The organism is Thauera sp. WH-2 (assembly GCF_048321015.1).
GTDB lineage: Bacteria > Pseudomonadota > Gammaproteobacteria > Burkholderiales > Rhodocyclaceae > Thauera.
Map to the genome: position 1 here is coordinate 694,883 of NZ_JBLWFG010000001.1, position 19,060 is coordinate 713,942.

15 protein-coding genes are annotated in these 19,060 nt (G+C 67.5%); 3 read left to right on the forward strand and 12 right to left on the reverse strand.

The window, feature by feature from the left end; genetic code table 11:
- The first annotated feature begins 7 nt into the window (after positions 1–7).
- Positions 8–1,132 carry a TMAO reductase system periplasmic protein TorT gene (gene torT, locus ACNKW1_RS03345; RefSeq protein ID WP_418363167.1) on the forward strand — a complete coding sequence of 375 codons (1,125 nt, stop codon included), beginning with the start codon at positions 8–10 and terminating at the stop codon, positions 1,130–1,132.
- A gap of 205 nt (positions 1,133–1,337) precedes the next feature.
- The gene (locus ACNKW1_RS03350) at positions 1,338–2,486 is read left to right on the forward strand and encodes an MFS transporter (protein WP_418363356.1); all 1,149 of its coding nucleotides are present in this window, start codon (positions 1,338–1,340) and stop codon (positions 2,484–2,486) included.
- A 111-nt stretch (positions 2,487–2,597) separates the two neighbouring features.
- Here ACNKW1_RS03350 and ACNKW1_RS03355 read toward each other — a convergent pair whose 3' ends face one another.
- The 12 genes from ACNKW1_RS03355 to acnB form a co-directional block, all read right to left on the reverse strand.
- Positions 2,598–3,362, reverse strand: a complete 765-nt coding sequence (locus tag ACNKW1_RS03355) for an ABC transporter ATP-binding protein (RefSeq protein WP_418363168.1) — start codon at positions 3,360–3,362, stop codon at positions 2,598–2,600.
- A 21-nt stretch (positions 3,363–3,383) separates the two neighbouring features.
- Positions 3,384–4,109 (reverse strand): ABC transporter permease, encoded by a 726-nt coding sequence (locus tag ACNKW1_RS03360; protein ID WP_418363169.1) that lies wholly within the window; start codon positions 4,107–4,109, stop codon positions 3,384–3,386.
- Entirely contained in the window at positions 4,106–4,792 is a 687-nt protein-coding gene (locus ACNKW1_RS03365) for an ABC transporter permease (protein WP_418363170.1), read from the reverse strand. Before ACNKW1_RS03365 ends, ACNKW1_RS03360 begins: the two co-directional genes overlap by 4 nt.
- Before the next feature lie 119 nt (positions 4,793–4,911).
- The gene (locus ACNKW1_RS03370) at positions 4,912–5,703 is read right to left on the reverse strand and encodes an ABC transporter substrate-binding protein (RefSeq protein WP_418363171.1); all 792 of its coding nucleotides are present in this window, start codon (positions 5,701–5,703) and stop codon (positions 4,912–4,914) included.
- 108 nt (positions 5,704–5,811) lie between these two features.
- Positions 5,812–6,717: an ATP-grasp domain-containing protein gene (locus ACNKW1_RS03375; protein WP_418363172.1), complete on the reverse strand. Its 906-nt coding sequence runs from the start codon at positions 6,715–6,717 to the stop codon at positions 5,812–5,814.
- 59 nt (positions 6,718–6,776) lie between these two features.
- Positions 6,777–7,361, reverse strand: coding sequence for a DUF5610 domain-containing protein (locus tag ACNKW1_RS03380; protein WP_418363173.1), 585 nt, complete (start codon positions 7,359–7,361; stop codon positions 6,777–6,779).
- Positions 7,362–7,389: 28 nt separating this feature from the next.
- Positions 7,390–8,277, reverse strand: coding sequence for a DUF4824 family protein (locus ACNKW1_RS03385; RefSeq protein WP_418363174.1), 888 nt, complete (start codon positions 8,275–8,277; stop codon positions 7,390–7,392).
- A complete protein-coding gene (locus tag ACNKW1_RS03390; RefSeq protein ID WP_418363175.1) occupies positions 8,274–9,344 on the reverse strand; it encodes a DUF2157 domain-containing protein in 1,071 nt (356 codons plus the stop codon). The genes ACNKW1_RS03385 and ACNKW1_RS03390 overlap by 4 nt, the downstream gene beginning before the upstream one ends.
- A gap of 168 nt (positions 9,345–9,512) precedes the next feature.
- Positions 9,513–12,539, reverse strand: a complete 3,027-nt coding sequence (locus tag ACNKW1_RS03395) for a DEAD/DEAH box helicase family protein (RefSeq protein ID WP_418363176.1) — start codon at positions 12,537–12,539, stop codon at positions 9,513–9,515.
- A gap of 45 nt (positions 12,540–12,584) precedes the next feature.
- Positions 12,585–12,884 (reverse strand): CcdB family protein, encoded by a 300-nt coding sequence (locus tag ACNKW1_RS03400; protein ID WP_418363177.1) that lies wholly within the window; start codon positions 12,882–12,884, stop codon positions 12,585–12,587.
- A complete protein-coding gene (locus tag ACNKW1_RS03405) occupies positions 12,884–13,129 on the reverse strand; it encodes a type II toxin-antitoxin system CcdA family antitoxin (protein WP_418363178.1) in 246 nt (81 codons plus the stop codon). Before ACNKW1_RS03405 ends, ACNKW1_RS03400 begins: the two co-directional genes overlap by 1 nt.
- A gap of 156 nt (positions 13,130–13,285) precedes the next feature.
- Positions 13,286–15,895 (reverse strand): bifunctional aconitate hydratase 2/2-methylisocitrate dehydratase, encoded by a 2,610-nt coding sequence (acnB, locus tag ACNKW1_RS03410; protein ID WP_418363179.1) that lies wholly within the window; start codon positions 15,893–15,895, stop codon positions 13,286–13,288.
- A 345-nt stretch (positions 15,896–16,240) separates the two neighbouring features.
- Here acnB and acnA point away from each other — a divergent pair, with 345 nt between their 5' ends.
- Entirely contained in the window at positions 16,241–18,937 is a 2,697-nt protein-coding gene (acnA, locus tag ACNKW1_RS03415; RefSeq protein WP_418363180.1) for an aconitate hydratase AcnA, read from the forward strand.
- The last annotated feature ends 123 nt before the right edge of the window (positions 18,938–19,060 follow it).

The following is a 19,060-nucleotide window of genomic DNA, read 5'->3' on the forward strand; positions in this document are numbered from 1 at the left end:
GGGAAACATGGCTTCATCTTACCGGCGGCGCGGCGCGAACACCGCACGTCTGATCATGCGCACGCTGCTCGCCGCACTCGCCCTCGGCGCCTCGACCACGCATGCTGCCGACGCCGGCCCGCCCTGGCCGGTGGTCCGCTGGCACGGCGACGCCCCGGCCGCGGAGACTCCCGGGCGCGCTGCCCCGGCCCTGCCCGCCATCGCCCCCTCGCAGCCCTGGCAGCTGTGCGCCGTCTATCCGCACCTCAAGGACAGCTACTGGCTGGCGGTCAATTTCGGCATGGTGGAAGAGGCGCGCGCGCTCGGCGTCGGCCTGCGTGTGCTTGAGGCCGGCGGCTACGAGAACCTCGCCCGCCAGCGCGAACGCGTCTCGAGCTGCACCACCGACGCCGGCATCGACGCCCTGCTCGTGGGCACGGTCAGTTTCGCCGGGCTCAACGATCTGCTCGCGCCCTACCTCGCCCTTCACCCGGTGATCGGCGCGGTCAACGACATCGACACCGCCGTGGTGAGCGGCAAGGTCGGCGTGCCCTGGTACCAGCTCGGCTGGAAGATCAGCCGCTGGCTGGCCGAGCGCCACCCCGCCGGCGGCGTGCCGGCGAGCATCGCCTGGCTGCCCGGGCCGCAGGACGCGGACTGGGTAGGCCTCCTGGACCGCGGTTTCCGCGCCGGGCTGGCCGGCAGCGCGGTGCGCATCGCCACCGTGCGGCACGGCGACACCGGCCGCTCGATCCAGCGCCAGCTCGTCGAGGAAGTGCTCGACACCCATCCGGCGCTCGACTACCTGGTGGGCAACGCGCCCATGGCCGAGGCGGCGATCGCCGAGTTGCGCCGCCGCCAGCTCTCGGACCGCCTGGGCATCGTCGCCTCCTACGTCACCCCCGGCGTCTATAGCGGCATGCTGCGCGGCCGCATCCTCGCCTCGGTGACGGACTTTCCGGTGCTGCAGGGGCGCATGGCGGTGCGCCAGGGCGTGCGTGCGCTCGAAGGCATCGCCATCGAGGCACACCTCGGCCCCAGCGTCGAACTGGTCGAGCCGGCCACGCTCGGCCGCTACCCGATGGAATGGATGCTACCGCCGGCCGGCTTCGTGCCCGCCTACGAGGTAGCGCCGGTGAAGGCTACGGAATGAGGCGCGCGTAGCGTGATATCCGGGGTGCCCCGTCGCAGCCTTCCGCGCTAATCTGCTCCACTTGCGCTCGAGCGCCCCATTCGCTTCACTCGCTCCATCCGCACCCTTCCCATCCATGGCCTCGCTCCCGACCGAAGACTCCACCGCCCAACCGGCCGCCCAGCTCGAAGCCGGAACGCCCGAGTACACGCGCGCCAACCTGGCGATGTTCCTGGGCGGCTTCGCCACCTTCGCCATGGTCTACAGTACGCAGCCACTGCTGCCGCTGCTGGCAAACGATTTCGGCGTGAGCGCGGCGAGCGCGAGTCTGACCGTTTCGGCCACCGCCGCGGGCCTGGCACTGATGCTGATCCCGGGCAGCGTGCTCGCCGACCGCATCGGGCGCCAGCAGGTGATGAAGATCTCGCTTGCCATTGCCGCGGTGCTGGCGCTGGCGACCGCGGTGGTGCCCGATTTCACCGCCCTGCTCGTGCTGCGCGCGCTGCTCGGCGCAGTGCTGGCCGGGCTGCCGGCTGCGGCCATGGCCTATATCGGCGAAGAGGTCGCGGTGAGCGCGCAGGCGCGCGCGATGGGGCTCTACATCGCCGGCAATGCGCTCGGCGGCATGAGCGGGCGCTTCGTGTCGGCGCTGCTCACCGACTGGAGCTCGTGGCGCTGGGCGCTGGGGGTGATCGGCGTGCTGGGGCTGGTGTCGGCAATCGTGTTCTGGCGGCGCCTGCCGGCATCGCGCCATTTCACGCCACGCGCGGCCACGCCGGCACGCATCTTCCGCGACACCGTGGCCATCTACCGAGACCCCGGCCTGCCGTTGCTGTTCCTGGTCGCCTTCCTCGCCATGGGCGCCTTCGTCGGGCTGTACAACTTCCTCGGCTTCCGGCTGCAGGCCGCGCCCTACGCGCTGGGCCAGACCGCGATCGGCGCGATCTTCCTGCTCTATCTGGTGGGCACCTGGGCCTCGGCACTGAGCGGCCGGCTGGCTGAGCGTCAGGGGCGACGCAAGGTCCTGTGGATGATGGTGACGGTGATGGGCGCCGGCCTGGCGCTCACCCTCGCCGCGCCGCTGTGGGTGATCATCGCGGGGGTGGGGGTGTTCACCTTCGGCTTCTTCGCCGCGCATGCGCTGGCGAGCGGCTGGGTGGGACGCCGCGCGGGCGAGCGCCGCGCACTGGCTTCGGCGCTGTATCTGACGAGCTATTATTTCGGTGCCTCGGTCATCGGCACCGTGGCGGGGACGGCCTGGGCGGCGTGGCACTGGCCGGGGCTGGCTGCGCTGCTGGGCGCCTGCCTGCTTGCCACCCTGATCGCTGCGCTGCTGCTGCGCCGCCTGCCACCGCCCGCCGACACCCCACGCTGAACGACGGACATGGGGCCCGGCAGTGAGGGCCAGGCATGCGTGCCCGCGCACGGAACCCAGCGGCGAGGTCCGCAGCGGAAGGCGCCCCGCCCGGGGCCAGAGTGATCGCGCTTACTTGAGGTTGCCCGACAGGAACTGGCGCAGGCGCTCGCTCTTCGGGTTGGCGAACACCGCGGCCGGCACGCCGCTTTCTTCGGCCAGCCCCTGGTGCAGGAACATCACCTTGTTCGACACTTCGCGCGCGAAACCCATCTCGTGCGTCACCACCACCATGGTGCGCCCTTCCTCGGCCAGGCCCCGCATCACCTTGAGCACCTCGCCCACCAGTTCGGGGTCGAGCGCCGAGGTGGGCTCGTCGAACAGCAGCACCGCGGGCTCCATCGCCAGCGCACGTGCGATCGCCACGCGCTGCTGCTGGCCGCCGGACATGTGCGCCGGGTAGCTGTCCTTGAAGCGGCTGATGCCGACCTTGTCGAGGTAGGCCATCGCGCGCTCGAGCGCTTCCTTGCGCGACAGGCCGAGCACGTGGATGGGCGCCTCGATCACGTTCTCGAGCACGGTCATGTGCGCCCACAGGTTGAAGTGCTGGAACACCATCGCCAGCCGCGTGCGCAGGCGCTGCAGCTGTTTGGCATCGGCCACCTTGAGGTGACCGTCCTTGCCGCGCACGAGGCGGATCTCCTCGCCCGACACGGTGATGCGCCCGGCGTCGGGCTGCTCGAGAAAGTTGATGCAGCGCAGGAAGGTACTCTTGCCCGAGCCGGACGAGCCGATGATGGAAATGACGTCGCCGGCCTCCGCCGACAGCGAGACGCCCTTGAGCACCTCGTGGTCGCCATAGCGCTTGTGCAGGTCTTCGACGATAAGCTGGGTCATGAAAGATTCCTGGATGCGGGCTCAGGCCGGTTTGGCGGCGGGCTTGCGGGGCTGCAGGTGGGCCAGCCAACGACGCTCGGCAAGACGGAACAGGCCAACGAGCGCGAAGGTGATGCACAGGTAGATCAGGCCCGCGAACACGAAGGCTTCAAATGGCGCGAAATACTGCGAATAGGCATTGCGCGCCGCGCCGGTGAGATCGATGAGCGTGACCGTGGAGGCGATCGCCGTGCCGTGCAGCATGAAGATGACCTCATTGCTGTAGGCCGGCATGGCGCGTCGCAGCGCCCCCGGCAGCAGGATACGGCGCAGCATGGTGAAGCGCGTCATGCCGCAGGCGCGCGCCGCCTCCACTTCGCCATGCGGCACCGAACGCAGTGCCCCGGCGATGATCTCGGTGGTGTAGGCGCCGGTGTTGAGCGCGAAGGTCACCAGTGCACAACCGTAGGGGTCACGGAACACAAGCCAGAAGGCATTCCCAACGTCCCACTGCTCACGCACGTATTCGAACTGGCCAAGGCCGTAGTACATCAGCAGCAACTGCACCAGCATGGGGGTGCCGCGGAAGAAATAGCTGTACGCCCATACCGGCCCCGACACCCAGCGCGAGGGCGACACGCGCGCCACCGCAAGCGGGATCGCCAGTAACAGGCCGGCGACGAGCGCCACCACGGTGAGCTTCATCGTCACCCACAGGCCGGCCATGTACGCGGGCCAGCTCTCGCTGAACAGGCTCCACTCGATCATGCCGCGGCCCTCCGCACACCCACCGAATAGCGCTGCTCCAGCCAGCGGAACAACAGCCCGGACACGGCCGTCATGGCGAGGTAGAACACGCACACCACCATGTAGAACAGGAAGGGCTCATGCGTGCTGCGCCCGGCCTGGTCCGCCAGCCAGGTGATGTCGGACAGGCCGATGATGGACACCAGCGCGGTGCTCTTCTGCATCACCTGCCAGTTGTTGCCCAGGCCCGGCAGCGCGTGGCGCAGCATCTGCGGAAACAGGATGCGCCGGAACACCTGCCAGCGGCTCATGCCGTAGGCACGCCCGGCTTCCAGCTGGCCCGCCGGCACCGCCATGAACGCACCGCGGAAGGTTTCGGTGAAATACGCGCCGAAGATGAAGCCCAGTGTGAGGATGCCAGCGACGAAGGGGTTCACGTCCATATAACCCAGGCCCAGCGCATCGGTGACGTAGTTGATGCCGACCTGGCCGCCGTAGAAGATCAGCAGCATCATCACCAGGTCCGGGATGCCGCGCACGATCGTCGTGTAGGCTGCAGCCGGCAGGCGCAGCAAGGGGTGCGGTGACAGGCGCGACGAAGCGCCCGCGAGGCCGAGCGCGAGCGCGAGCAGCAGCGAGAACACCGCCACACGCAGCGTCACCCAGGCACCGTCGAAAAGGGATGGAAGATAGCCGTAGAGCATCGGAGTGGCCCGCAGCGCGGGGGCAACGTGCCCTGCGCTGCGAACGGCAATGTGAAGGCGGCCCGCAGGCCGCCGTTGCTGGGGGGAAACCGGTGGCGGCACAGGCGGCCGCCGGCCGCTTACTCGCCGTAAATGTCGTAGTCGAAGTACTTCGCGCGGATCTCGTCGTACTTGCCGCTGGCGCGGATGGCGGCGAGCGCTTCATTCAGCTTCTGCTTGAGTTCGCCGTCCTGCTTGCGCACGGCGATGCCCACGCCCTCGCCGATCACCGCCTTTTCGTCGGCGTTCTTGCCGTAGTACAGGCCACCGACGAAGGCGTAACCGGCACCCGCATCGGTCTTGAGGAAGCCCCCATCCGCCACCAGCGCATCGGCCCAGGCAGCGTCGAGACGGCCGGCGGCGAGATCGAGATAGGCTTCTTCCTGGCGCGCATAACGCACGATGCTCACGCCTTCGCGCTCCCAGAAACGGGTCGCATGGTTGTCGGCAACGGTGCCGCGCTGCACGCCGATGCGCTTGCCCTTGAGCGCAGCGATCTCGGGCACGAGCGGGCTGCCGTTCTTCGCGACCAGTGCGAGCGGCGTGGCGTAATAGCGCTCGGTGAAGTCGACGCGCTTCTTGCGCTCTTCGGTGATCGACATGGAGGCAGAGATCGCATCGAACTTGCGGCTCATCAGCGCAGGGATCATGCCGTCCCACTCCTGCTTGACCCAGGTGCACCTGGCCTGCATCTGCTCACAGAGCGCGTTGGCGATGTCCACATCGAAACCCTGCACGTTGCCGCTGGTGTCCACCGTATTGAACGGGGGATAGGCGCCCTCGGTGGCGAAGCGGATGGTGCTCCAGTCCTTGGCGATCGCGCCCTGGGCGGCCAAGGCCAGCGCGGCAAGCATGAGTATGCGACGGATCATGTGGAACCCTTTCAATTTTGTGAATGGCGGCATTTTAACCGCTGCCGGGCGCGACGCGGCCGAATTTGCGCTGCAAAGCGCATGCTGCATCGCATCAAAGCCGTTGATTCAGCGCAGCTTTTCAGCAAGCACGTGCGCCAGCTCGGCTGCCGCGGGGGGGTGAAAGCGGAAGAACAGCTCGGGCTCGACCAGTTCCAGTTCCATCAGGCGCAGCACACCGTCGGCGCTGCGCACGAAATCCACGCGGGCGTACGCAGGCGCCACTGGGCAGGCCGCAACTGCAGCCTCCGCGAACCAGCGCTCGTCCTCCGCCGGCGCATGTGCATGCACCGTGCCGCCATGGTCGTCCTGCACGCGGAAGTCGCCCGCGCGCGGTGTCTTGCGGATCGCGTGCGTGGTGCGCCCGCCGATCACGATCACCGACACTTCGCCAGTGCTCAGGATGGCGGGCTCGAAGGCCTGCACCATCATGTTCTCGTCGGCCACGCAGCGCGCAAACACGGCCTCGTGCGCGGAAAGCGTGGCGCGGCCGACACGATGCGTCAGGCGCGCCGCACCTGACACCACCGGCTTGAAGACGACCTCGTCCCAGCCCTGCGCGTCCATGATGTCCGCGAGCGACACCACCTCGCCACGCGCCACGAAGCGCGTGGGCACGATCGAGACGCCCTTATCCTGCAGGTCCCCCAGATAGCGCTTGTCCACGTTCCAGCGGATCAGCTCCGCAGCGTTGAACAGGCGCGTCTGCCCCGCCACCCGATCGAGCCAGGACGAGAATTCGGCATAGCGGTCGAAGTAATCCCAGGTCGAGCGGAACAGCGCGCAACGGCACTGTGACCAGTCCATGTCCGGATCCGCCCAGGAGCGGCGCCCAACACGCAGCCCAAGCGCTGCAAGGGCGTCCGCCACGAGATCCTCCTCGCGCGCGATCTGCGCCTGGTACCAGTCGTTCCGGTCGGGGGTGACGTAGCGGTCCTCGGTGAGGATCGCCACGTCGATGGATGGGGCATGCATGCGCGGCCTTCGATTCAGACGAGGGCCGCGATTCTAGCAAGACTCGCGCGGGGCGGGCCTCAGGCCTGCTGGTCGGACGTCGGCAGGCGGTCGAGCACGAAGCGGTCGTAGCCCTGCAGCACCAGTTCGCGAGTCTTCATCACGTCGGCTTCGACCTGACCGTTGAACACCCCGAGCCCGTCGAGGATGTCGCGCGCCTCGCCGAAGCCCTGCTCGAAGCCACCGCGGATGACGTCGATGAAATCACGCAGCACGGTTTCCGGATCGTCGTTCGGACGCTGTCCGGCGTAGGCCTCGAAGAACGCGGTCGACATCGAGACGATGCGATCGGCGGTCGCCTCGGGCGAGTTGTCCTGCCCCATCGCATTCTGGATCGCGTCGGGCCCCAGCGTTGGCGTCAGCGCCTCGTTGATCCCCTCGATCGCCGAACGCAACAGCAGGGCCAGCGATTCGTCGCCGGAACGGATCGAAACCTCCATCGACGACTGCAGGATCTGCACGTTGAGATCCTTCTTCAACGCAGCCTCGGACATCGGCTCCTGGCGCTGCACGCGCGGCGCTTCAGCACTGTTCTGCCGGGCCGCATCGTTTGGCTGGAAGCTACCGCCTGCAAGGGCGGACGCAGCGGGCAAGATCGTGTTCATGGTCGGCTCCCGTGTGGGTACGGAATCATTATAGTCCTCCCGGAGAGGATGAAGCCGCAGGCAACGAGACCTCCTCGATCCAGGGCTCAAGGCGCCGCCCCACGGCCACCACGGCGGCGAACGGTGCGTGTGCCTCGACGCCGTCGGCGGCCTCTCCCGCCCGGACCGCCCCCACCTCGAACATGCCGCGCAAGGCATGCGGCACGTTGATACGGTGCCCGGCCAGGGTGTTCAGGTAGCCGCTGACCGCCGGCGCATTTGCAACGGTGGTGCGCTGGAGCCGAAGCCGGGCCGCGAGGATGAGGTAGCGGCTGCGGTCGGGATACTGCGCCCGCAGGGCGGCCAGATCCGTGCCGACATCGACCGCGAACAAACGGCTGTTTTCGTGCTCCTCACGCGCGAGCCGCTCCCGCGCCAGCTTCTCTGCGCGGATCCGTTGCTCGGCATCGGGGCTCGCCGCAAGCAGCGCCTGCTGCTCGGCGAGGTGGCTACGGGCCTGATCCAGCGCCTGGCGCCACGCAGCCCCCGCCAGTTCGAGTACGACCCGCACCTCGCGCTCGGACTTGCGCAGCGCCCTCTGGCTGTGTGCCCCCGCCACCTTCGCCCGCTCGACATCGAAACCCAGTTCAGCGAGGCGCCGTTCGTCCAGCCATGCCGGGCTGCCGCCGAAATGCCAGTAGGCCTCTTCGTACGGCTCCAGCCCGGCACGCGGCACGCGCCATTTCAGCGACAGCGCGAGACTGCTGTCCTCCCGGCTTGCGCGCCATTCAGGGGGCCTCGCCAGTTCCCGCTGCGAAAGCGCCACCCGGCTCTCGGGCTCGCCACTGCGGTTCCAGGCCACGCCGCCAAGCGCCACGGCATTGGCGGCGAGGATGATCGCCGCTCCCAGGGCGAAGGTAAGTGCGCGCGGGCTCATGCCGGCACCACCCGCCCGCGCAGGCGCCGGAGCACCAGCAGGACCAGGATCGCCGACAGCGCGACGACGAGAAAGAACAGCCATTTCGGCATGATCGCCCACCACCAGTCGAAGAACTTCGTGTACAGAAAGAGCACGAAGAAGACGATACCGGTGTTGACCATGTCGCTCCACCCGCGACGCGTACCGATCCAGATCGCCAGCGCGCTGACGACGAAGCCCCCCACCTGGTAAGCGCCCTCGATGAGGTCGGGATCGATCTCCAGATGGCTGCCCCGTCCCCAATGCCCCAGGATCAGCATCGGCACCAGCACACACAGCAGGCCGAACACCCGATAGATGACCTCGAAGGCGGCGAAGCGCTGGTGCGGAATGACCATCGGCACGGCCAGCAGCAGCGCGGCAACCGGAAAATAATTCTCCGGCCACTCCCCGGCCGAAAGCCAGTACATGCCACCAAACGCCCCCACCCGCGCCGACACCCAGGCGATCACGCAGCAGACGCCCGCCGCCAGCAGCAGACGCAGGTCGTAACGATAGGCGAGCAGGAAGGCGAAGCCCGCCCAGGCCAGCAGCACCTTGTCCGTCGGCATGACGTTGAAGATCTGCCCGAGCATGTAGAGATTGAGCACGAAGCAGGCGAAGGCCACCATGGCCGCAAGCTTGGTGAAGTAGCCCGAAGCATCGCGCCCCTGTATCCACGCAGTGAGCCCCAGGCTGGCGAGGCCTGCACCGACCAGAATGGCCACCTGCGCCGTTTCGGGGAAAAATCCCCAGAACTGGTAGAAAAGGAAGAACACACTCGCCGCCAGCGCCAGCGCGCCCAGAAAGGACGCCACGCGCATGCCGAGCGAAAGCTGCCGCGCCTGCTGATCGCGGTCGATATCGAAGCTGGCCGCAAATTGCTGCAACAGCACATCGTGATGCTCGTCCACCGCCTGGCGTTGCGTGCTCGCAAGCTGCAACACCCCTTCACCTTCGAGACGCGCCAGCTCTGCACGGAAGGCATGGATGTCGTCGGCGCGGTGCTGGGCTTCGATGCGGGTAGAGGGGTTGCTTGGGGTCATAACGGGATTATCGCGGATCAGCATCGTCACCGCACGCCCTGAGACGCGTGGGGCACGGCACTCACTCGCCGCGCAGGATGCTGAATTCCCGGAACAGTCGCCCCGGCAAGGGTACGCTCAGCCGCCAATGGATGCTCATCGGCTTCTCGCCTTCAGCCCGCTCCAGCGTCACCGGGCCACAAGCGCGATACGGCGTTCCCTTTGCTGCACGCACGAAGAGCTGAAAGCGCCAGCCGTTACCCGGGCTCTCCAGATACCGCCGCCCCGCGGGCGTCTGCGGCCCCGCCGAGTTCTGCGACTGCCAGTGGAAAACTCCGGGCTGATCGCGTAATCCCGATAGGCGATGCGCTCGTGATAACCCTCGCGCTTGTCCAGGGTCACGAACAGCAGCTCGACCTTGCGCTCGTGCAGCGCGAGAACGCCGGCCTGGAAGGGCGTGCGCCGGCTCGGACTCAGCCAGCCCAGCGCGGTCAGGATCTCGCGAACGCCGTACGCCGCGTGCAGGTTGAGCGGCACGTCCTCCAGCCCCGGCACCGCCTGCGCCCGCAAGCTGCTGCGTGCCTGCAAGACGCCGCCCAACTCGGCAAGCTCCGCCGCATGCTCGGGGTGATGCTGCAGACGCTGCAGGAAATCCTCGCCGCTCCCCTTCTGATGCTGCTGCGCATCGATCTGATAAGCGAGCATCTGCAGCAAGCGCCGATCGCGCTCGTCCCGCGCCCGGTATGCCGCGTCCGGCTCGCGCAGCGAGCACAGCAGATCGGTCCGCGCAGGGTCGTCAATGTGCAGCAGATCGCCGAAACGGCGCCCGAAGTAGTCGTCCTCGCTGCCCGGCGGCGTGCTCAGCAAGCCCGCGTCGCGCTTGAGGTTGGTCCAGCCCGAGCGCCCGCTGCTGCGATAGAGGTCGTCGAGCTCGATCGCCTGCTCGGCGAGGAAGCTCGCGAGCCGGATGTCGGTGCGTCCGCGCAGTGCGGCGTAGGCCTGCAGCTCCGTCCTCAACCGCCGCCAGTTCTGCTGCACCAGCTTGCGCAGGCTACGTAGCACCTGCTCGCGGGTCTGGCGCTGCAAGTGGATGTGGCAACCGGGCGGCAGCAGGCCGAAGCCCTTGTCCACCGCCTCGATCAGCTGCGCGCGCGACAGCCCGGTGAGCGTCGACAGCAGCCGATCGAAGCGGAATTCCTCGCGATGCCGGCCGACGAAATCGAGGATCAGGCAGCTCTCCTTGCCCTTGGCCAGACGCAGGCCGCGGCCGATCTGCTGCTGGAACAGCACCGGGCTCTGCGTCGGACGCAGCAGGAGCAACGTGTCGACAAGCGGCAGGTCGACGCCCTCGTTGAACAGGTCGCAGGTCACCAGCGCGGCAACCTCGCCCCGCGCCAGCAGTTCGGGCGCACGCCGGCGCTCGTCCGTGGGCGTGTCGCCCACCACGCACAGCGCCTTGATTCCAGCCTTGTTCAGCCGCGCGGTCATGTCCTGCGCGTGCGCCACAGAGACGCAGAACAGCAGCGCGCGCCCGCGCGCCGGGTCGCCCGCCAGGCGCCGCCACTCGTCGAGCACCAGCCGGGCGCGGACGTCGTTGCCGGTGACCAGCCTGTCGATCGCCGCCACCTCCCCCGCCTGCTGCCACGGCACGGCGGAAAAGTCCGTCTCGTCGTCGCAGGCGTAATACTCGAAGGGGCACAGCAACTGCTGGTCGAGCGCGTGCCACAGTCGAAGCTCGACCGCCGGCGAACCATCCGGCCGGTTGTCGAAGTAGCCCAGGATCGGCTTGCCGTCGCTGCGCTCCGGCGTCGCGGTCAGGCCAAGCAGCACGCGCGGGCGCACGGCGCTCACGAATGCATCGAAGCGATCCGCCGCCAGGCGATGGCACTCGTCGATCACCACGGTGTGCCAGTGATCGGCACCGCAGCGCGACACCAGCTCGCGCACGGACACGCTGTCGATGGTGGCGAACAGATGCTCGAAGCCCTCGGGCTGCGCGCCACCGACCAGCATCTCGCCAAAGGCGTGGTCGCGCAGCACCTCGCGATACGTGCGCAGCGCCTGCTTCAGGATCTCCTCGCGGTGCGCCACGAACAGCAGACGCGGCCGCCCACCGGTCTGCTGGCAGAGTCGCTTGTAGTCGAAGGCCGCAACCACCGTCTTGCCGGTACCGGTCGCGGCGACGATCAAGTTGCGCCAGCGACCGTGATCGCGCTCGATCTGCAACTGGTCGAGCATCTCCTGCTGGTAGGCCTTGGGCTCGAGATCGAAATAGGTCGGGCGGGCGATCAGCTCGTCGCCGGACTCGCGCCTGAGCGCCTCACCGAGCGCCTTGCGATGCGCAGGGTCGGCGGGGTCGTAGCCCTGAAACTCGCTGTCTTCCCAAAGCGTCTCGAAGTGCGCGCTGGCGCGCTCGAACAGATCGCGCTGGCCGCGCTCGGTGAACTTGACCGTCCATTCCAGCCCGCCCATCAAGGCCGCGCCCGACAGGTTGGCGCTGCCCACGTAGGCAGAGCCGAAGCCGGTGCGGCGGCGGAACAGCCAGGCCTTGGCATGCAGCCGGGTGCGGCGGCCATCCAGCGACACACGGATCTCGCAGCCCGGCAGCCGCGCCAGTTCGTCCAGCGCGCGGATCTCGGTGGCGCCGGTGTAGGTGGTGGTGAGCACGCGCAGGCGCGTGCGCGGCTGGCCATCGGGCCCGACCGCAGTGATCGACTGCAGGATGTCGAGTAGCTTGCGCACGCCGGAATGGGTGATGAAGCTCACCAGGATGTCCACCTGATCACAGACCGCCAGCTCACGGCACAGCTCGGTCAGTAGCGAAGGCGAGCCCTTGCCCGCGGTAAAAAGCCAGGGGAAGGCCAGGCCGGTTTCCGGAATGGCCGGCTTGGGCGAGCGCTGGTGAATGGCCTGCAGAATCTGAGGCGGCATGGACAGCGTCTCGGCATCGTCCGCGCGCTTGCCGAGGCGCTGCTTCAGGCTCACCAGTAGGAAGTTGACGAGGTCGAGCTGCTGCCGGAGCTTCTCGGCGCCATCGCCGTGCAGATCGTCGAGGATGCGGGCGAGTTGGGCGGCGAGCGCGTCCGCGAGGCGCTCGGGAGCGTCTTCGGCGGTGAGGGGCTGGAGGCTGTGGGCACGCTCGTCGGTCGTCCGGGTGACGGCGTCGCGAAGGGCCTCGGTGAGGAGCTGGTCGTAGAGACCGTCAGGCAGTGTCATACGATTCCCGCTGGTCCTCCGCCATGACGATTGGCCCCTAAGACTTCAGAACCCCTGAAACAGCATATCCAGCGCTGTCGTGATTTCGGCCCTGAAAGCGCCCAGTCTCGCCACCGGCGCCTTGAGCAGGCTGCTCGGTACCGTCGCCAGAAACTGGGTAGCCATCACGAAACGGCTGCCCTCGATCTCAAAGACGGGATTGAGGCCTCTGGCCGGCTGGAGCTCACCACCGCTCGGCAGCAGCGGAACGACGACCCGGGTATTCAGGTGGCTCAACAGGTCGGCTTGAACCTCGAGCAGAAAGCCCTCGCCCACGCTGTTTCGGTAGACGTCGAAGCGCGCCATCAGAAGTTCCGAAACTGCGCGAGCGGCAGGCCGTGCTGCTCAACGTATGCGTTCGAGCTGTCGAGCGCGCCTCGGTTCTCTTCGAGCCATTGCGCTGCACGACGCTCCGCCACGGCACGCGCCAAACCGGCCTCGGCCGCCTGCGAGATGTTGATGCGCAGGGCCTTCGCCTCTACAAGCAAGGCTTCATCGAGCGTCACGTTGGTCGCTTTGCGGGCTGCACCGGGGATAGTCGTGTGCATCATGATGGAGTCGCCTCGTGAAACAAGTACCCCCATTATAGATATGGAACTTCGTCCGCATTCACGCCCACATAAAGCAAAACCCCCCGCCATCGCTGACGAGGGGTTCTCGGGCGAGACGACCTCCCGGCCGTCCCAGCCTTCCGGCTACCTACCGACTCAAACCTCCACCGTATCCGCAACCGAGCGGAATTCCTCGATCTGATCGAAGTTCATGTAGCGGTAGATGTCGGCAGCCTTCTTGTTCACCACCTCAACCTGCGCCATGTACTCCTGCACGCTCGGGATCTTGCCCATCAGCGCGCACACCGCGGCCAGTTCGGCCGAGCCCAGATAGACGCGGGTGTCGATGCCGAGGCGGTTCGGGAAGTTGCGCGTCGAGGTCGACATCGCGGTGCTGCCCTTGCGGATCTGCGCCTGGTTGCCCATGCACAGCGAGCAACCCGGCATCTCCATGCGGGCGCCGGACTTGCCGAGCACGCCGTAGTAGCCTTCCTCGTTGAGGATCATCGCGTCCATCTTGGTGGGCGGGGCGATCCACAGGCGGGTCGGGATGTCGGACTTGCCGTCCAGCACCTTGCCGGCAGCGCGGAAGTGACCGATGTTGGTCATGCACGAGCCGATGAAGACTTCGTCGATCTTGTCGCCGGCGACTTCGGACAGCAGCTTGACGTCGTCCGGATCGTTCGGGCAGGCCACGATCGGCTCCTTGATGTCGGCGAGGTCGATCTCGATCACGGCGGCGTATTCGGCGTCGGCATCACCCTTCAGCAGTTCGCCATTGGCGATCCACTCTTCCATGGCCTTGATGCGGCGGCCCAGGGTGCGCTTGTCTTCGTAGCCGTTGGCGATCATCCACTTCATCAGCGTGATGTTCGAGTTCATGTACTCGACGATCGGCGCCTTGTTGAGGTGGACCGTGCAGCCGGCGGCGGAGCGCTCGGCCGAAGCGTCGGTCAGTTCGAAGGCCTGTTCGACCTTCAGATCCGGCAGGCCTTCGATCTCGAGGATGCGGCCGGAGAAGATGTTCTTCTTGCCCTTCTTCTCGACCGTCAGCAGGCCCTGGCGGATGGCGTACAGCGGGATGGCGTTGACCAGGTCACGCAGGGTGACGCCCGGCTGCATCGTGCCCTTGAAGCGCACCAGCACCGATTCCGGCATGTCGAGCGGCATCACGCCGGTCGCGGCGGCAAAGGCCACCAGGCCGGAGCCGGCCGGGAAGGAGATGCCGATCGGGAAGCGGGTGTGGCTGTCGCCGCCGGTGCCGACGGTGTCGGGCAGCAGCAGGCGGTTGAGCCAGGAGTGGATCACGCCGTCGCCCGGACGCAGCGACACGCCGCCGCGGGTGCTGATGAAGCTCGGCAGCTCGCGGTGCATCTTGACGTCGACCAGCTTCGGGTAGGCGGCGGTGTGGCAGAAGGACTGCATCACCAGGTCGGCGGAGAAGCCGAGGCAGGCAAGGTCCTTGAGCTCGTCGCGGGTCATCGGGCCGGTGGTGTCCTGGCTGCCGACGGTGGTCATCTTGGGTTCGCAGTAGGTGCCCGGGCGGATGCCCTGCTGATTTCCGTCAATGAGCGGCATGCCGCAGGCGCGGCCAACCATCTTCTGCGCCAGCGAGAAGCCCTTGCCGGTGTCGGCGGGGGCCTGCGGCAGGCGGAACAGGGTCGAGGGCGGCAGGCCCAGCGCTTCACGCGCCTTGGTGGTGAGGCCGCGACCGATGATCAGCGGAATACGGCCACCAGCGCGCACTTCGTCGAGGATCACCAGAGTCTTCAACTGCGACTCGGCGATCACGGCGCCGTTCTTGAGCGCGGTGACCTTGCCCGACTTGTCGTCGACCTTGAGCTCGATCTCGTCGCCCATTTCCATGTTGCCGGCGTCGATCTCGATCGGCAGTGCGCCGGCGTCTTCCATCGTGTTGAAGAAGATCGGGGCGATCTTGGAGCCCAGGCACACGCCGCCGAAGCGCTTGTTCGGGACGAAGGGGATGTCCTCGCCGGTGAACCACAACACCGAGTTGGTGGCGGACTTGCGGGAGGAACCGGTACCGACCACGTCACCGACGTAGGCGACCAGGTTGCCCTTGGCGCGCAGATCTTCGAGGAACTTGACCGGGCCGCGCACGCCGGCTTCTTCCGGCTCGATGCCCGGGCGCGGGTTCTTGAGCATGGCCAGCGCGTGCAGCGGGATGTCGGGGCGCGACCAGGCGTCCGGCGCGGGCGACAGGTCGTCGGTGTTGGTCTCGCCGGTGACCTTGAACACGGTCAGCTTCTGCGAAGCCGGGACTTCCGGGCGGCTGGTGAACCACTCGGCGTCGGCCCAGGACTGCATGACGGCCTTGGCGTTGGCGTTGCCCTTCTCGGCCAGTTCCTTGACGTCGTGGAAGTAGTCGAACATCAGCAGGGTCTTCTTGAGGCCCTCAGCAGCGATGGTGCCCACTTCGGCGTCGCCGAGCAGGTCGATCATCGGCTTGATGTTGAAGCCGCCCAGCATGGTACCGAGCAGCTCGGTGGCCTTGGCGCGCGACACCAGCGCACAGGCTTCTTCGCCCTTGGCGACCTTGGCCAGGAACTCGGCCTTGACCCTGGCGGCGTCGTCCACGCCGGCGGGGACGCGGTAGGTGAGCAGTTCGACGAGGAAGTCTTCCTCGCCGGCGGGGGGATTCTTCAGCAGTTCGACGAGTTCGGTGGCCTGCTGCTTGGACAGCGGCAGCGGCGGGATGCCGAGGGCGGCACGTTCGGCGACATGGGCACGGTAGGCTTCAAGCACGGCGACTTCCTCACTATTTCGTGGCGGTGATCGGAGCTCCGACCGGGGGTCGCCCAGCCGGATCGGACGAGATTATATGTCTTTTATAAGACTTGCGGTGCGGTGCAACAGCCGGGCAGAAGATCCCGGAAAAAACTTTTGCGATTCTACGCGTTCGAACCGGGCAGGTAAGCCCCGTGAATGATTACGAGGGCGCCTGCCCCGTGCGAACGAGCCCGCAGCTCACCTTCCCAACAGCGCACTTCGTCACAAGACACCACCCCAGTCGCAAGCTGGCCCCGTGGGGCTGCGCTGCTATGCTGAAGAAACCCCGACCCGGGCCACGCTACACACAGGAGGCCACCGATGCACACGCTCTTCGATTCGCTCAAGACCCTGGATTCCCCCAAGGGCAAGGTGCTGCAGTACTACGCCCTGCCTGCACTAGAGGCCGCCGGCATCGGGCCCATCTCGCGCCTGCCGGTATCGATCCGCATCGTGCTCGAATCGGTGCTGCGCAACTGCGACGGTCAGAAAGTGACCGAAGTCCACGTGCGCGAACTGGCCAACTGGCAGCCGACCGCACAGCGCACTGCCGAGATCCCCTTCGTGGTCGCCCGTGTGGTGCTGCAGGACTTCACCGGCGTGCCGCTGCTCGCCGACCTGGCCGCGATGCGCAACGTGGCAGTGGAGCAAGGCCGCAACGCCAAGCTCATCGAGCCGCGGGTGCCGGTCGACCTGGTGGTCGACCACTCGGTGCAGGTGGACCACTACGGCACGCCCGACGCGCTGCGCCGCAACATGGAGATCGAGTTCGAGCGCAACCGCGAGCGCTACCAGTTCATGAAGTGGGGCATGCAGGCCTTCGACACCTTCCGCGTGGTGCCGCCGGGCATCGGCATCGTCCATCAGGTCAACCTCGAATACCTCTTCCGCGGCGTGCGCAGCCGCGACGGCCTGTGCTTCCCCGACACTCTGGTGGGCACCGACTCGCACACCACCATGATCAACGGCGTCGGCGTGGTGGGCTGGGGCGTGGGCGGGATCGAGGCCGAGGCGGCCATGCTCGGCCAGCCGGTATATTTCCTCACCCCCGACGTGATCGGGGTGGAACTCAAGGGCAGCCTCCCGGCCGGCACCACCGCGACCGACCTGGTGCTCACCGTGACCGAGATGCTGCGACGCGAGAAGGTGGTGGGCAAGTTCGTCGAGTTCTTCGGCGAGGGCACGGCCAGCCTGACCGTGACCGACCGCGCCACGCTCGCCAACATGGCCCCCGAATACGGCGCCACCATGGGCTTCTTCCCGGTGGACGAGAAGACCGTGGAGTACATGCGCGCCACCGGCCGCGACGAGGCCGAATGCGTGCTGTTCGAGGACTACTTCCGCGCCCAGGGCCTGTTCGGCGTGCCGCGTGCGGGCGAAATCGACTACACGCGCACGCTGGTGCTGGAGCTCGCCACCATCCAACCGTCACTCGCCGGTCCCAAGCGCCCGCAGGACCGCATCGCCCTGCCCGCCATGCGCCAAGAGTTCGAGCGCCTGTTCTCCGCGCCGGTGTCCGAGAACGGCTTCGGCCGAGAGCCCGGTCAGCTCGGCGACCGCTTCGCCACCGCGCGCGAAGGCGTGGACCTCGGCCATGGCGACGTGCTGATCGCCGCCATCACCTCGTGCACCAACACCAGCAACCCCGCGGTGATGATCGCCGCCGGCCTGCTGGCCAGGAAGGCCGTGGAGCGCGGCCTGCGCGTGAAGCCACACATCAAGACCTCGCTCGCCCCCGGCTCGCGCGTGGTCACAGATTACCTCGACAAGGGCGGGCTGCTCGAGCCGCTCGCTGCGCTCGGCTTCGCACTCGCCGGCTACGGCTGCACCACCTGCATCGGCAACGCTGGCGACCTCGCCACCGAGTTCAACGAGGCGATCGCCGAGCACGACCTGGTGGTGGCCGCGGTACTGTCGGGCAACCGCAACTTCGAAGCGCGCATCCACCCCAACATCCGCGCCAACTATCTCGCCTCGCCACCGCTGGTGGTGGCCTTCGCGCTCGCCGGGCGGGCCAACATCGACCTGACGCAGGAGCCGCTGGGCACCGGCAGCGACGGCCAGCCGGTGTATCTGCGCGACCTCTGGCCGAGTTCGGACGAGGTCGCCGCGGTGCTGCCCTTTGCCACCGACCCGTCCACCTATCGCCGGCTCTACGCCGACTTCACCCGCGACCACGACCTGTGGAACGCGATCGCGGCGCCCACCGGCCAGGCCTACGACTGGCCACCCTCCACCTACATCGCCTGCCCGCCCTTCTTCGCGGGCTTCGGCATGACGCCGCCGCCCGCGCGCGACATTCACGATGCGCGCGCATTGCTGCTGCTCGGCGACTCGGTGACCACCGACCACATCTCGCCCGCCGGCTCCTTCCGCGAGACCAGCCCGGCAGGGCGCTGGCTGCGTGAGCAGGGGGTGGAGAAGAAGGACTTCAACTCCTACGGCTCGCGGCGCGGCAACCACGACGTGATGGTGCGCGGCACCTTCGCCAACGTGCGTGTGAAGAACCTGATGCTGCCGCCCAACCCCGACGGCAGCCGTGTCGAAGGCGGCTACACCCTGCTCGACGGCGAGCAGACCACGGTGTACGAAGCAGCGAGCACCTGGATGGCGCGTGGCGTGCCGAGCATCGTCTTCGCCGGCGAGGAGTACGGCACCGGCTCGTCGCGCGACTGGGCGGCCAAGGGCACTGCGCTGCTCGGGGTCAAGGCGGTGGTGGCAAGGAGCTTCGAGCGCATCCACCGCTCCAACCTGGTCGGCATGGGCGTGCTGCCGCTGCAGTTCATCGGCGACGACAGCTGGCAGGGGCTGGGGCTCGACGGCAGCGAGACGTTCACGCTCGAAGGCATCACCGCCGGCCTGGCGCCGCAGCAGCAGCTCACGCTGCAGATCAAGCGGACTGATGGGTCAAAGCGGTCGGTGCCTGTGCTGTGCCGCATCGACACCCCGATCGAGATCGAGTACTACCGCCACGGCGGCATCCTGCCCTACGTGCTGCGGGAGATCCTCGGCGCGTGACAACGCCGTTGGCGCGGGCATTCCCGCGCCAACTGCAACCCAGCCCTCTGCGGCTCGCCAGGCTCCATGACCCGCCTACCCGTCGCGGGAATCTCCCCGGGCCAGCCCCGGTATACTCCTGCC